15 protein-coding genes and 1 pseudogene are annotated in these 13,627 nt (G+C 56.4%); 6 read left to right on the top strand and 10 right to left on the bottom strand.

Translation table 11 applies throughout. The annotated features are described in order from the left end of the window. Positions 1-32: 32 nt before the first annotated feature. The 3 genes from RY075_RS02885 to RY075_RS02875 all read left to right on the top strand — a co-directional run bounded on the left by RY075_RS02885 (position 33) and on the right by RY075_RS02875 (position 2,828). Positions 33-881: an SDR family oxidoreductase gene (locus RY075_RS02885; protein WP_338628134.1), complete on the top strand. Its 849-nt coding sequence runs from the start codon at positions 33-35 to the stop codon at positions 879-881. Positions 882-962: 81 nt separating this feature from the next. Then, complete coding sequence (locus tag RY075_RS02880) at positions 963-1,787, top strand: AraC family transcriptional regulator (RefSeq protein WP_023315272.1); 825 nt, start codon at positions 963-965, stop codon at positions 1,785-1,787. A 75-nt stretch (positions 1,788-1,862) separates the two neighbouring features. Then, positions 1,863-2,828 (top strand): DMT family transporter, encoded by a 966-nt coding sequence (locus RY075_RS02875; RefSeq protein WP_022650265.1) that lies wholly within the window; start codon positions 1,863-1,865, stop codon positions 2,826-2,828. 80 nt (positions 2,829-2,908) lie between these two features. On the opposite strand, the gene RY075_RS02870 is transcribed toward RY075_RS02875, so the two are convergent. Beyond that, complete coding sequence (locus RY075_RS02870; RefSeq protein ID WP_232967438.1) at positions 2,909-4,558, bottom strand: methyl-accepting chemotaxis protein; 1,650 nt, start codon at positions 4,556-4,558, stop codon at positions 2,909-2,911. Positions 4,559-4,803: 245 nt separating this feature from the next. Here RY075_RS02870 and ytfE point away from each other — a divergent pair, with 245 nt between their 5' ends. Next, positions 4,804-5,466: an iron-sulfur cluster repair protein YtfE gene (ytfE, locus tag RY075_RS02865; protein ID WP_003856046.1), complete on the top strand. Its 663-nt coding sequence runs from the start codon at positions 4,804-4,806 to the stop codon at positions 5,464-5,466. Between the two features lie 86 nt (positions 5,467-5,552). Here the strand turns inward: ytfE and cycA are convergent, their stop codons facing one another. Both cycA and fklB read right to left on the bottom strand, forming a co-directional pair. Further along, entirely contained in the window at positions 5,553-6,962 is a 1,410-nt protein-coding gene (cycA, locus tag RY075_RS02860; RefSeq protein WP_003856045.1) for a D-serine/D-alanine/glycine transporter, read from the bottom strand. Positions 6,963-7,276: 314 nt separating this feature from the next. Beyond that, entirely contained in the window at positions 7,277-7,897 is a 621-nt protein-coding gene (fklB, locus tag RY075_RS02855) for an FKBP-type peptidyl-prolyl cis-trans isomerase (RefSeq protein ID WP_008502892.1), read from the bottom strand. 231 nt (positions 7,898-8,128) lie between these two features. On the opposite strand from fklB, the gene RY075_RS02850 reads away from it, so the two are divergent. Further along, a complete protein-coding gene (locus tag RY075_RS02850) occupies positions 8,129-8,767 on the top strand; it encodes an OapA family protein (RefSeq protein ID WP_023315270.1) in 639 nt (212 codons plus the stop codon). 46 nt (positions 8,768-8,813) lie between these two features. Here the strand turns inward: RY075_RS02850 and RY075_RS02845 are convergent. From RY075_RS02845 to rpsF, 5 genes and pseudogenes are all read right to left on the bottom strand, one after another. Further along, positions 8,814-9,743 (bottom strand): annotated as a pseudogene (locus RY075_RS02845) (DMT family transporter). A gap of 152 nt (positions 9,744-9,895) precedes the next feature. After that, positions 9,896-10,345 carry a 50S ribosomal protein L9 gene (rplI, locus tag RY075_RS02840; protein WP_003856039.1) on the bottom strand — a complete coding sequence of 150 codons (450 nt, stop codon included), beginning with the start codon at positions 10,343-10,345 and terminating at the stop codon, positions 9,896-9,898. A gap of 41 nt (positions 10,346-10,386) precedes the next feature. After that, on the bottom strand, positions 10,387-10,614 hold the full coding sequence (gene rpsR, locus RY075_RS02835; RefSeq protein WP_000135199.1) for a 30S ribosomal protein S18: 228 nt from the start codon (positions 10,612-10,614) through the stop codon (positions 10,387-10,389). A 4-nt stretch (positions 10,615-10,618) separates the two neighbouring features. Next, a complete protein-coding gene (gene priB / locus RY075_RS02830; protein ID WP_003856035.1) occupies positions 10,619-10,933 on the bottom strand; it encodes a primosomal replication protein N in 315 nt (104 codons plus the stop codon). Positions 10,934-10,939: 6 nt separating this feature from the next. Continuing rightward, the gene (gene rpsF / locus RY075_RS02825) at positions 10,940-11,335 is read right to left on the bottom strand and encodes a 30S ribosomal protein S6 (RefSeq protein ID WP_003856034.1); all 396 of its coding nucleotides are present in this window, start codon (positions 11,333-11,335) and stop codon (positions 10,940-10,942) included. 340 nt (positions 11,336-11,675) lie between these two features. On the opposite strand from rpsF, the gene yjfY reads away from it, so the two are divergent. Next, positions 11,676-11,951: a DUF1471 family protein YjfY gene (yjfY, locus tag RY075_RS02820; protein ID WP_017383944.1), complete on the top strand. Its 276-nt coding sequence runs from the start codon at positions 11,676-11,678 to the stop codon at positions 11,949-11,951. Between the two features lie 134 nt (positions 11,952-12,085). On the opposite strand, the gene RY075_RS02815 is transcribed toward yjfY, so the two are convergent. Both RY075_RS02815 and RY075_RS02810 read right to left on the bottom strand, forming a co-directional pair. After that, complete coding sequence (locus RY075_RS02815; protein ID WP_325773868.1) at positions 12,086-12,772, bottom strand: L-ribulose-5-phosphate 4-epimerase; 687 nt, start codon at positions 12,770-12,772, stop codon at positions 12,086-12,088. After that, on the bottom strand, positions 12,765-13,625 hold the full coding sequence (locus RY075_RS02810) for an L-ribulose-5-phosphate 3-epimerase (RefSeq protein ID WP_003856027.1): 861 nt from the start codon (positions 13,623-13,625) through the stop codon (positions 12,765-12,767). Before RY075_RS02810 ends, RY075_RS02815 begins: the two co-directional genes overlap by 8 nt. Positions 13,626-13,627 lie beyond the last annotated feature (2 nt).

Below are 13,627 nucleotides of genomic sequence, written 5' to 3'. Positions count from 1 at the left end.
ACAACACCAGACAAACACGAAGGAGATTCATCATGATCGCGATTACCGGCGCAACCGGCCAGCTTGGCCAACACGTTATTGAAGAACTGCTGAAAACCGTTCCGGCCAGCCAGATCGTGGCTATTGTGCGTAACCTGGCGAAAGCCGAAGCGTTGCGTCAGCAAGGGGTCGTTGTGCGTCAGGCGGATTACACCGATGAAGCCGCATTTACCACCGCGCTGAACGGCGTGGATAAACTACTGCTCATCTCCTCCAGCGAAGTGGGCCAGCGCGCCGTACAGCACCAGAACGTGATAAACGCCGCCAAAGCCGCCGGGGTGAAATTCATCGCCTATACCAGCCTGCTGCATGCTGACAAATCCCCGCTGGGTCTGCACGTTGAGCACGTCGAAACCGAAAATGCCCTGGCGGCCTCCGGCGTGCCTTACGCCCTGCTGCGCAACGGCTGGTACACCGAAAACTACCTGGCAAGCGCGCCGCCAGCGCTGGAACACGGCGTGTTTATGGGGGCCGCAGGCGAAGGCAAAATTGCCTCTACGACCCGTGCGGATTACGCGGCGGCGGCAGCGAAAGTGATTTCTGAAGAGGGTCATGCCGGCAAGGTGTATGAACTGGCGGGTGATAATGCCTGGACGCTGAGCGAACTGGCTGCGGAACTGAGCAAGCAGAGCGGTAAGCCGGTAACGTATCAGAACCTCAGCGAAGCCGATTTCGCCGCTGCGCTGAAGGGCGTTGGTCTGCCTGCCGGGCTGGCGGAAATGCTGGCGGACTCCGACACCGGCGCGTCCAAAGGCGGCCTGTTCGACGACAGCCATACCCTGAGCAAGCTCATTGGCCGCCCAACCACACCGCTGGCGGAAAGCGTCAAAGCCATCCTGTAGTTGTTAAAAATTGGTTATTTTTTGTGGCGTCCCCTCGGGTCATCTCTGATAATGAAGCGATGACCCACAAGGAGGCTCACCGTGCAAGGCGTACCGGAACAGTTCACTGATGAGAGAGACAGCGCGCGCTTTCGCCATCTGGCGCAGCTGCCGGGCCTGGAGCTTTATCACGCCCATATCTCTGACTACGCCTTCGAGCCGCACACTCATGAAGCCTTCGGTATCGGCACCATCGAAACCGGTGCCGAACGCTTCCGCTATCGCGGTACCCAGCATCTTGCCGCGGAAAAATCCGTCGTGACCATGAACCCGGACGAGATCCACACCGGGGAATCCGCCACTGAAGGCGGCTGGCGCTACCGGATGGTCTACATCGAACCCGACCTGCTGGAAGAGGTCACTGGCCTGCGTCACTGGTGGTTTAGCGACGTCACGCGTCACGATCCGCTGCGCTCGCAACAGATAGGCCAGTTGATTTATGGCCTGTGGCACACGGACGATCCGCTGGCGCAGAAGGGGCTGCTACTGGATTTGATTCAGACTTTTCAGCCGCTGGCCCACCATGCGCCGGTGGTGCAGGAGGCCACGCACCGCTTCGAACGCGTTCGCGACTACCTGCACGACAACTATATGCGCTCGCTGACCCTGGACGAGCTGGCTAACGTTGTCTCGCTCAGCCCGTACCATTTTCAGCGCCAGTTCAAAGCCCATTTCCACGTTACGCCCCACCAGATGCTGATGGCCATCCGGCTGTGGCGCGCCAAAGCATTCCTCACCCATGGCATGCCTGCCGCCGAGGTGGCCGCCGCGACCGGGCTGACCGATCAGTCGCACCTGACCCGCGCCTTCACCCGTCGCTACGGCATCACGCCCGTGCGCTACCAGAAACAGGTTATGCCGCGCTAATGCGCAACCTCATACAATACGCGCCCGTTTTGCCCTCCTACACTGAGCGCAAAGTGAATCAAGATGGATGGAAAAATGATTAGCGGCGTGTTGTATGCCCTGCTTGCGGGTTTGATGTGGGGGCTGATTTTTGTCGGCCCGCTGATTGTGCCGGAGTACCCGGCAATATTGCAGTCGACCGGACGTTACCTGGCGCTGGGGCTGATTGCCGTGCCGCTGGCGTGGCTGGGGCGCACGCGTCTGCGTCAGCTGGGCCGCCAGGACTGGCTCACCGCGCTGGCGCTGACCATGATGGGTAATCTGATCTACTACGTCTGTCTGGCGAGCGCCATTCAGCGCACCGGTGCGCCGGTGTCGACCATGATTATCGGCACGCTGCCGGTGGTCATCCCGGTTTTCGCGAACCTGCTTTACAGCCAGCGTGACGGCAAACTGGCGTGGTCAAAAATGGCGCCGGCGCTGGTCTGCATTGCCGTGGGGCTGGTGTGCGTGAATATTGCCGAGCTTCGCCATGGTCTGGAAAATTTCAGCGTGTGGCGTTACGGTTCAGGGATCTTTCTGGCGTTTATTTCGGTTGTCTGTTGGGCCTGGTATGCCCTGCGCAACGCACGCTGGCTGCGGGAAAACCCGGATAAGCATCCGATGATGTGGGCCACGGCGCAGGCGCTGGTCACCCTCCCTGTCTCGTTGCTGGGCTATGTGGGCGCGTGTGTCTGGCTGGGTAGCCAGCAACCGGCATTTACCCTGCCCTTCGGACCGCGCCCGTGGGTATTCGTCGGGTTAATGGTCGCCATTGCCGTGCTCTGTTCGTGGGTGGGCGCGCTGTGCTGGAACATTGCCAGCCAGAAGCTGCCGACGGTGATACTGGGGCCGCTGATTGTCTTTGAGACACTGGCCGGGCTGCTCTATACCTTCCTGATGCGCCAGAGCGTGCCGCCGTTGCTAACGGCCTGCGGGATCGCGCTACTGGTCGTTGGGGTGGTGATTGCGGTGAGAGCGAAGCCGGAAAAACCGATGGTCGTTCCGGCGTCGGAGGGGTGAGCTTTTCGCCCGGCGGCGCTTCGCTTGCAGGGCCTACAAAACCGTAGGCCGGGTAAGCGTCAGCGCCACCCGGCACAGTATCAGAACGTTTCCCAGTTCGCTTCAGACGCCGCCGCGACGGGCTGCGCTTTAGGTGCATAGGTCTTTACCGGCGCGGCTTTCACCGCCTGATTGCGGGTGATCTTAAACACCGCCACCGCGTCGTTCAGGCGTGCAGCCTGATCTTCCAGCGCCGCCGCTGCCGCCGCAGACTCTTCCACCAGCGAGGCGTTCTGCTGGGTGACGCGATCCATCTCCGCCACCGCCTGACCCACCTGGTCGATACCGCGGCTCTGTTCGTCGGAGGCCGACGCAATCTCCCCCATGATGTCCGTCACGCGCGTAACCGCATTGACGAGCTCTGCCATCGTCGCGCCCGCCTCATTCACCAGCTGAGAACCCGCGTTGACGCGTTCGCCGGAATCATCGATCAGCGCTTTGATCTCTTTCGCCGCCTGCGCACTGCGCTGGGCAAGGGTACGCACCTCGCCCGCGACAACCGCGAAGCCACGTCCCTGCTCGCCCGCGCGCGCCGCTTCTACCGCCGCGTTCAGCGCCAGAATATTGGTCTGGAAAGCAATGCCGTCGATCACGTTAGTAATTTGCGCGATTTTGCTGGAACTGGTGGCGATTTCGTCCATCGTCCGCACCACGCCTTCCACCACGTTACCGCCCTTCTTCGCGGTGGAAGAGGCGTCCAGCGCCAGACGCGACGCCTGACGCGCGTTATCGGCGTTTTGCTTCACGGTGGCGGTTAACTGTTCCATGCTGGCTGCCGTCTCTTCCAGAGAAGCGGCCTGTTGCTCGGTACGGGAGGAGAGATCGTTGCTGCCCGCCGAGATTTCACCCGCGCCGGTGTAGATGGTATCAGCGCCTTCACGCACCACGCCCACCGTGTTGGCCAGCGCAGTCTGCATCTCCTGAACGTTGCGCGCCAGGATCGCCATTTCATTTTTACCCTCAGCCTGAATCGGCTGGGTTAAATCCCCTGCGGCAATGGCGCGGATATGGTTGATCACCTCTTCCAGCGGCAGCAGCAGCACGCGGCGCATCGCAATCCAGCTGGAAATAATCACCGCGATCACCAGCAGCATCACCGCAGAAAGGATCCACAGAATGCGTTTGTAGTCGCTTTCATTGTCCTGGATACCTTTGGCGGTCAGCGCGGCCTGCACCTCACGCCACTCGCGATAAACCTTTTGCATCGCGGTCTGCTTCTGTTCGGCATTTTGTTTGAACATATCTTCCAGATTGCCCTGCCCCAGCAGAACGTTCATTTGCGTCAGCGTGGCGGAGTAGACGCGGTACTGCTCTTCCAGACGATCGGCCAGGTGCTCGTCCATACCCGGCGTTTCCGGCAGCGCATAGTATTTATCGTAATGGGTCTGGGCATCGGCCAGCAGGTTTTTCGCGGTATTGACCAGTTCGTTCAGCTGCCCGCCGTTAATCTGCGACGCCATGCTGCTTTGCAGGCGCAGCATGCCGCGGTTGAGGGTGACGCGCGCCTGGTTCAGGCTGATCCAGGCGTCGGTAAACTCCGCGACGTTCTGGCTGGAAAGCTGAGAAACGGTGAAGTTCTCTTTATCGTTATTGAGCGCGTTAATGAAAATGCCAGCGGAGATCAGTTGCATGATGCCGAGCACAAGCAGCACCGAAATCAAAAGAGTAATGACTTTTATACGTTTAAACATGCGTTGCCTTTTTTATATACAGGTATTGTCTGACCTGTATCTATCGGCACGCGCGGCAGGTTGTTTACTGTTTCTCCACCTTTAAAAACTTTCGAAAGCCCTTTTCTGCATTCAATCAGCAAGTTAAAAGCACGCTTTTTTTGTGATCCCTTTCTCGTTTTCACCCTTGCCTCTAAAGGGTTATAGTATCCACTTAAAGATGCATTTAAAATGCATCTTATATTTCTGATGATGAGGTAACTGCTATGGCCTTCCGCGACCAACCCTTAGGCGAGCTGGCGCTCTCCATCCCTCGCGCTTCTGCGCTGTTCCGTAAATACGATATGGATTACTGCTGCGGTGGTAAGCAAACGCTGGCGCGCGCAGCGTCGCGTAAAGAGCTGGATGTGGAGGCTATCGAAGCGGAGCTGGCTCAGCTGGCTGAACAGCCCGTCGACAAAGACTGGCGCACTGCGCCGCTGGCTGAAATCATCGACCATATCATTGTGCGTTACCACGATCGTCACCGCGAGCAGCTGCCGGAGCTGATTTTACAGGCGACCAAAGTTGAACGCGTTCATGCCGATAAACCTTCCGTACCGCGCGGCCTGGCGAAATACCTGACCATGCTGCACGAAGAACTTTCCAGCCACATGATGAAAGAGGAGCAGATCCTCTTCCCGATGATCAAACAGGGCATGGGCAGCCAGGCCATGGGGCCCATCAGCGTGATGGAAAGCGAACATGATGACGCCGGCGAACTGCTGGAAGTGATCAAACACACCACCGACAACGTCACACCGCCGCCAGAAGCGTGCACCACCTGGAAAGCCATGTACAACGGCATTAACGAGATGATCGACGATCTGATGGAACACATCAGTCTTGAGAATAACGTTCTGTTCCCGCGTGCATTAGCGGGGGAATAAAAAAGCCCGGCGGCGCTAGCGCTTACCGGGCCTACAACGTCCGCGAACGTAGGCCGGGTAAGCGTCAGCGCCACCCGGCAACATGCTTAACGCATGCTCGCCATACGTTTCTTACCGATAAACAGCCAGCCCAGCCCCAGCGCAATAAACCACAGCGGCGTGACGATCAGCGCCTGGCGGGTATCTTCTTCCAGCGTCAGCAGCACCAGCACGAAGACGAAGAACGCCATGCACACCCAGCACATCAGCTTGCCCAGCGGCATCTTGTAGATCGACTTCTCATGCAGGTGTGGACGCTGTTTGCGGTACACCAGGTATGAGCAGAGGATAATGGTCCAGACGAACATGAACAGGATCGCCGACACCGTAGTGATCATGGTGAACGCGCCGATTACGCTCGGGTTGACGTAGAGCATCACCACACCGCCCAGCAGACAGATGCAGGAGAAGGTCAGCCCTTTCGCCGGTACCGCGCGTTTAGACAGTTTGGCAAACGCGCTCGGGGCAACGCCCTCCTGCGCCAGACCGAACAGCATACGGCTGGTGGAGAAGACGCCGCTGTTCGCGGAAGAGGCCGCAGAGGTCAGCACCACGAAGTTAATCAGGCTCGCGGCAGCAGGCAGCCCCACCAGCACGAACAGCTCGACGAACGGGCTCTTGGTTGGCACCACCGAGCTCCATGGCGTCACGGACATAATGACGATCAGCGCGAACACGTAGAACATGATGATACGCAGCGGAATGGAGTTGATCGCGCGCGGCAGGGATTTCTCCGGATCTTTGGTTTCCGCCGCCGTGGTACCGACCAGCTCAATCCCGACAAACGCGAACACCGCAATCTGGAAGCCGGCAAAGAAGCCGCTGATCCCTTTCGGGAACCAGCCGCCGTCATTCCACAGATGGGCAAACGACGCCTGTACGCCGGTTGGCGACTGGAAGTGCGTCAGCACCATCACCAGCCCGACGACAATCAGCGCGATGATGGCGACGATTTTGATCATCGCGAACCAGAACTCCATCTCACCGAACATTTTAACGGTGGCGAGGTTCAGGCTCAGCAGCAGGACAATCACCGCCAGCGAAGCCACCCAGTCCGATAGCCCTGGGAACCAGAATTGCGCGTACGCCGTGATGGCCACAACGTCAGCCATGCCGGTGACCACCCAGCAGAACCAGTAGGTCCAGCCGGTAAAATAGCCCGCCCACGGGCCGAGCAGGTCTGACGCGAAGTCGCTGAAGGATTTGTATTCAAGATTCGAGAGCAGCAATTCACCCATTGCACGCATCACGAAAAAGAGCATAAAACCGATGATCATATAAACGAAGATGATCGACGGGCCGGCAAGACTGATGGTTTTGCCCGAGCCCATAAACAGCCCTGTGCCGATGGCTCCGCCAATGGCAATAAGCTGAATGTGACGGTTCGTGAGATTTCGCCGTAGCGACTGTTCAGACGTCGCCTCTTCTGCGGCGGCGACTTTGACCTGATCTACCATGTGATATTTTCCTGTTTATGCCTGTCTGTGTTGTTAAGGCTCTTCTGGCCTTTATTTACGCCAAATAAATGACGGCCCCTGTGTAAGGACTAATCGATAGTAGGTAAGAATCGGCGGGATGAATACTATGATTTGAATATTATGTTAATAATATGTTGAAAGTGAGTGTCATATCACTCATACAGCGCGAAACAGCTCACAAAAATACACGTAACAGTTTCGTTTGCAATACAAAATGTTGATTCCGTCGTAACTCCGGGTTTTATCGCTATTTTCCTCTCCCCGATAGGAGAGAGGAAAATAAGAAAAACCGATTACAGGATTTCCAGCAGCTCGACTTCAAACACCAGGGTGCTGAATGGCGGAATGGACGCGCCAGCGCCACGCTCGCCGTAAGCCAGGTTGTGCGGGATAGTCAGTTCCCATTTGGAACCTACTGGCATCAGGGTCAGGGCTTCGATCCAGCCTGCGATAACGCCGTTGACCGGGAACTCAGCCGGTTCGCCACGCGCTACGGAGCTGTCGAACACGGTACCGTCGATCAGCTTACCGGTGTAGTGTACGCGAACGTGGTCGGTACGCGCCGGGATTGCGCCATCACCCTGATTGATTACGCGGAACTGCAAGCCGGACTCGGTGCTGTTCACGCCTTCACGCTCACGGTTCTCTTCCAGATATTTCACGCCTTCTGCCGCCATCTCTTCGAAACGCGCGCGACGTACGGCGTCAGCACGTTCGTGGATTTCACGCAGCGCACGGTGCACAACGTCAACCGGCACAGCGGGCTGCTTGCCTTCCAGCGCGTCAGCGATACCCGCCACCAGCGCTTCCGGTAACAGACCTTCCAGGCCGGATTCGCTCAGCTGCTGTCCTACCTGCAAGCCGATGCCGTAGCTTGCCTGCGCTTCGATAGTGTCAAAAGTCGGGGTGGTCATGGGTTTTCCTTCCATCACATTTAAAGTAGCGGGCAGCATATCAGCCATGCCCTTATGGGTAAAACTTTGTCTTAAGTAAAGGTGACAAACTGCGACGAAACGGAAACAATAGTAGCCGTCAGGATTTTCCCTAATATATGTCACGAAAGCTGGCTTTGTTACGCCCATCAGGCAGTTAGCAAACTACACTTCTCAGGACAGGATAAAAAGACGCGGAGCAGGAGGAGAGCCATGCCCGGGCGATTTGAACTGAAACCTACCCTGGCGAAAATCTGGCATGCGCCGGATAACTTTCGCATCATGGACCCGCTGCCGCCTTTGCATCGCAGAGGCATTATCATCGGCGCGTTGCTGATCGTCATCGGCTTCCTGCTTCCTTCCGGCAGTGACAACGTTGATACCGCGCCGGTCAGCCGGAATGCTGAGCTGGATATCCAGTCGCAAAGCCAGCCGCAGCCTGGTTCACAGCCGATGCAGACGCAGCTGGTCACACCGTCTAACGATCCGGGCCAGGTTGCGCCGGTTGAACCTGAACCGGTTCAGGAAGATCAGGAGCAGGCCGCCACCCCTTCAGAGCCACAGGCGCAACAGCCCACCGGCATTGAGCAGCAGTGGCGTTCGTATCGCGTAGAGCCTGGGAAAACTCTTGCCCAGCTGTTCCGCGACCACAATTTGCCAGCAACGGATGTGTATGCCATGGCGCAAGTCGAGGGGGCAGGCAAGCCGCTCAGCAACCTGCAAAATGGTCAGATGGTGCAGATCCGTCAGAATGCCAGCGGCGTGGTGACCGGGTTAACGATCGATACCGGAAACGGGCAGCAGGTACTGTTTACCCGCCAGCCGGACGGCAGTTTCATCAGAGCACGTTAATGGCCCAGGCCGGGTAAGGCGATGCCGCCACCCGGCACTTTTGTTCTCAGGCACGCCGTTTATTCACCCACCAGATCCCCGAGCAGACCAGCACCAGCGCAATCGCGTATTTGATGTCCAGAATGTTTTCGCCGAGGAAGATGGCGGAGAGCACCGTCCCTGCTACAGGTATGACAAAGTTGAACGGGGCAATCATACTCACGCGGTTTACTTTCAGCAGCGCGCTCCACAGGGCGAACGCCACGGATGAGAGCAGCGTCAGATACCCCAGCACGGCGACGGCTTTCATGCTGTGCACCTCCAGCGTCCCGCCCGTGGCATAGCCTCCCGCAACCAGTGCCGCCCCGCCTATCCCCAGCTGCCATCCCGTCATCACCGTCGGGTCAACGGTCTGGGAAATGCGTTTCCCGTAAAGCGTGGCCGCAGAGAGAATAAAGGCGGCCAGCACCACAAATCCGTCACCTTTCCACACAAACTGGAACTCACTTAACCCGCTGTGGAAGTTCACCAGCATCACCCCGGCAAAGCCCAGAACACACCCCAGCGTTTTGTTATAGCTGAGTTTGTCGTTGTGGTAGATAAAGTGCGCCAGCAGCACGCTGAAGAAGGTCCCGGTGGCATTCATGATGGAGCCGTTCACCCCGGTCGTGTAGGCCAGGCCGATATAAAAGAAGGTGTACTGGAGGGAGGTCTGGGTCAGTCCGAGGATCGTGAGCTGGCCAAACTGCGTGGGCGTGAGCCTGCCAATCGGTTTTCGCTGGGCCAGGGCAAAAAGCAGCAGCAACGCGCCGGCAAACAGAAAACGGTATCCGGCAAAGACGACTTTGGAGGGGATATCATCGGTCGCGATCTGAAAGAGTTCGTAGCCACTTTTAATGGCCGGGTACTAGCTTCCCCAAAGCAGACAGCAGAGCGTGGCGCAGGCATAGGCCACATTTCGACGGGCAAAGACGGGCGTGGGCAGAGCAGTATCCATGACAAATCTCATAAATAAAATTGCGTTTCAATTTATTATCAGAGAATGCGTCAGGAATAGCGACCTTACAAGAGCAAAAGATGACGCAGGGTCACGCTAAAAAGCAAAACGCCGGCACAAGGCCGGCGCTTCGACGCGAGCAGAGTAAAAAATTACTCAGCTACTACGTTAACAACCAGTTTAGCGAACACTTCGCTGTGAACCTGGAAGTCAACTTCGTGCTCACCAGTGGTACGCAGAACGCCGTTCGGCAGACGAACTTCGCTCTTAGCCACTTTAACGCCTGCCGCAGTAACTGCATCAGCGATATCGCGGGTACCGATGGAACCGAACAGTTTACCTTCGTCGCCAGCTTTGGACGCGATGGTAACGGTGCCCAGTGCGTTGATTGCTTCAGCGCGAGCGTTAGCAGCCGCCAGAACGTCAGCCAGTTTGGCTTCCAGTTCAGCACGACGTGCTTCGAAAAACTCTACGTTTTTCTTAGTAGCTGGAACAGCTTTACCCTGTGGAACCAGGAAGTTACGAGCGTAACCCGCTTTAACGTTTACCTGATCACCCAGGCTGCCCAGGTTTGCTACTTTATCAAGCAGAATAACTTGCATTACCTTATCCTCTTAAAGTCGTATTAATGGACCGTGCCCGATTACTGATGACGATCAGTGTACGGCAGCAGAGACAGGTAGCGAGCGCGTTTGATAGCGCGAGCCAGCTGACGCTGATATTTTGCACGAGTACCGGTGATACGGCTTGGGACAATCTTACCGCTTTCGGTGATGTAGTTTTTCAGCGTTGCGATATCTTTATAGTCGATCTCTTGAACGCCTTCCGCGGTGAAACGGCAGAACTTGCGACGACGGAAATAACGTGCCATATGGCTAGTCTCCAGAATCTATCAAATCAATCTGCTCGGCATGCAGAACCATTTTGCTCAGGCCGTTCTTTGCCTTGTGGCAAGAAATGAACCCCTGAACGATTACTGCGCTACCGACCGTTAAACTGTGAGTAATGGCCTGGTTTTCGTGTCCGCTAATAATTACGGGCATTTGGCACCACGCCTGCCGGTGAAACCCGGCTTCCTCTTGCACAGAACGATGCTCAAGCACGAACTGGCAATGCGGAATTCCTGATGGGCTGACCTTTCGAAGGGGGGTCCTGCACACGGTGCCGGACAACACCAGACGGTTGGTCATCAGAAATTACTCTTCAGAATCCCCAGCATCAGAATCATCTGCGGTTTCGTTTGCGAAATCATCGCGACGCTCACGGCGCTCGTCTTTCGCTTTAACCATCGGAGATGCTTCGGTCACTGCGTGTTTGGTACGCATAACCATGCTGCGGATAACGGCATCGTTGAAGCGGAAGGTAGTTTCCAGCTCATCGATCACTTCCTGCGGAGCTTCAACGTTCATCAGAACGTAGTGTGCTTTGTGCAGTTTGTTGATCGGGTAAGCCAGCTGACGGCGGCCCCAGTCTTCCAGACGGTGGATCGTGCCTTCTGCACCAGTGATGGCAGCAGAGTAACGCTCGATCATGCCCGGAACCTGTTCGCTCTGGTCAGGGTGGACCATAAAAACGATTTCGTAATGACGCATCGAATTGCTCCTTACGGATTATTCAGCCTCCTGTCTGGGTCAGCCGAGGCCCGGGGAGGCAAGGAACGTGTTAAAGGTCGGCTGAAAAATTGACGCGTCATAATACTTGCGCCCCCCAGGAAACTCAAGCTGATTGCACAAATAATTCGCACAAAGGGTAAAGCTGTTCTAAGTGGGTGATTTAAAATCGCACTCATCAGAAGCGCTGTTTTTTTGAACAACATCATCAGAAATGGTCACCCATCCCACCCCGGGTAGCGATTACACTTTAATCAGAAACCCTGAACAGAGAAGGAGAGCATTCCCCCGTATCACAGCACGCAGTCGTGGAGCGCATATCATGAAAAGAATCGCAATCGCCATTTTGGCTGCGCTTTTGCTCAGTGCAAACGCGATGGCAGCCATCAGAATAGACAGCCAACAGGCCAGAAACATGGATGATGTGCAGAGCTTAGGCGTTATTTACATCAATCATAACTTCGCCACTGAAAGTGAAGCAGATCAGGCGCTTAATGAAGAAACCGATGCGCAGGGCGCAAAATACTATCACGTCATGCTGACACGTGAGCCCGGCAGCAACGGTAATATGCACGCCAGTGCAGATATTTACCAGTAACGCTTTATCGCTAGCACCAGGAAAGCCAAAGAAAATCAAAGCCATATATAATTTGCCCCCTGCCCGGGGGCTTTTTTATGAATGGCTCCGGAATACCACCGGTTACAACTGTTTCGGTATTCCAGAGCACTTATTCACTTCTGCCCGTAATAAGCATTCGGGCCGTGCTTACGCATGAAATGCTTGTTCATCAGATAATCATCAATGCCCTGAAGCTGTGGGTTAATGCCGCGCGCAATCCACGCCATTCTGGCCACCTCTTCCATCACCACCGCGTTATGCACGGCGTCATGCGCATCTTTACCCCAGGAGAATGGACCATGCTGGTACACCACAATACCCGGCGTATGCAGTGGTTCCGTCTCACGCAGCGTTTCGATAATGACCCTGCCGGTGTTAAGTTCGTACTCGCCTTCGACCTCAGTCTGCGTTAACGCCCGCGTGCAGGGAATATCACCGAAGAAGTAGTCCGCGTGCGTTGTACCCAAAGCAGGGATCGCCAGCCCGGCCTGTGCCCAGGCGGTGGCGTGCGTGGAATGGGTATGTACAATCCCCCCCAAGGACGGGTAACGCTGGTACAGCGCCAGATGGGTTGCCGTATCAGAAGAAGGACGCCATTTGCCTTCAACGACCTGTCCTTCCAGGTCAACCACCACCATATCGTCCGCTTTCATGGCGTCATAGGCCACGCCGCTCGGCTTAATCACCACCAGCCCCTGCTCGCGATCGATGGCGCTTACGTTGCCCCAGGTAAACGTCACCAGTCCATAGCGCGGGAGATCCATATTGGCTTCAAAGACCTGCTGTTTCAGCTTAAGCATGTTCCGCCTCCATCAGTCCTGCCCGCGCCATGCGCTCGCACACCCAGTCCCGGGCTTTCGCCACTTCTGCCGCCGGATCGTCCGCGGTTTCGCTCCACATCTCAATCAGGTAAGGCCCGCAATAACCTGTCTGTTTGAGCGTCTGGAAGCACCGTTCGAAATCCACCACCCCGGTGCCGAACGGTACGTTTTTAAACACGCCGGGACGGGTATCTTTAACGTGCACCGCCACGATATGCCCGATGCCCGCCTGAAGCTCCATCTGTACGTCGTTATCCCATGCCGACAGGTTGCCGATATCCGGATAAAGCTGGAACCACGGGTTATTCAGATAGTGCGCGTAGCCCAGCGCCTTGCTGATGGAGTTCATCAACGGATAATCCATGATCTCCATCGCCAGCGTCACCTGCGCACGGCTTGCCATCTCAACGCTCTCTTTCAGGCCGTCACGGAAACGACGGCGCGTTTCATCATTGGCTTCCTGATAGTAAACATCATAACCCGCCAGTTGGATCACGCGGATGCCGACATCCTGTGCGAAGCGAATAGCTTTACGCATGATCTCCAGCCCTTCGGCGCGTACGGCATCATCTTCGCTGCCAAGCGGAAAACGACGATGAGCGCTCAGGCACATGGATGGCACGCGCACGCCGGTTTCGGCAATGGCGCTCACCAGCGCCAGACGCTGGTCGCGGCTCCAGTCCAGGCGAGCAAGACGCTCGTCCGTCTCATCCAGCGACATTTCGACAAAATCGAAACCCAGCTGCTTCGCCAGCTGTAACCGCTCCAGCCAGCACTCCCCCGCAGGGAGTGCCTTTTCATAGATGCCAAGCGGGACCTGTTTTGACAACATAC

Source organism: Enterobacter sp. JJBC, assembly GCF_036936505.1.
GTDB classification, from domain to species: domain Bacteria; phylum Pseudomonadota; class Gammaproteobacteria; order Enterobacterales; family Enterobacteriaceae; genus Enterobacter; species Enterobacter hormaechei_C.
The sequence above is the reverse complement of the archived record's forward strand: the minus strand, read 5'-3'. Positions and strand labels throughout refer to the sequence as shown.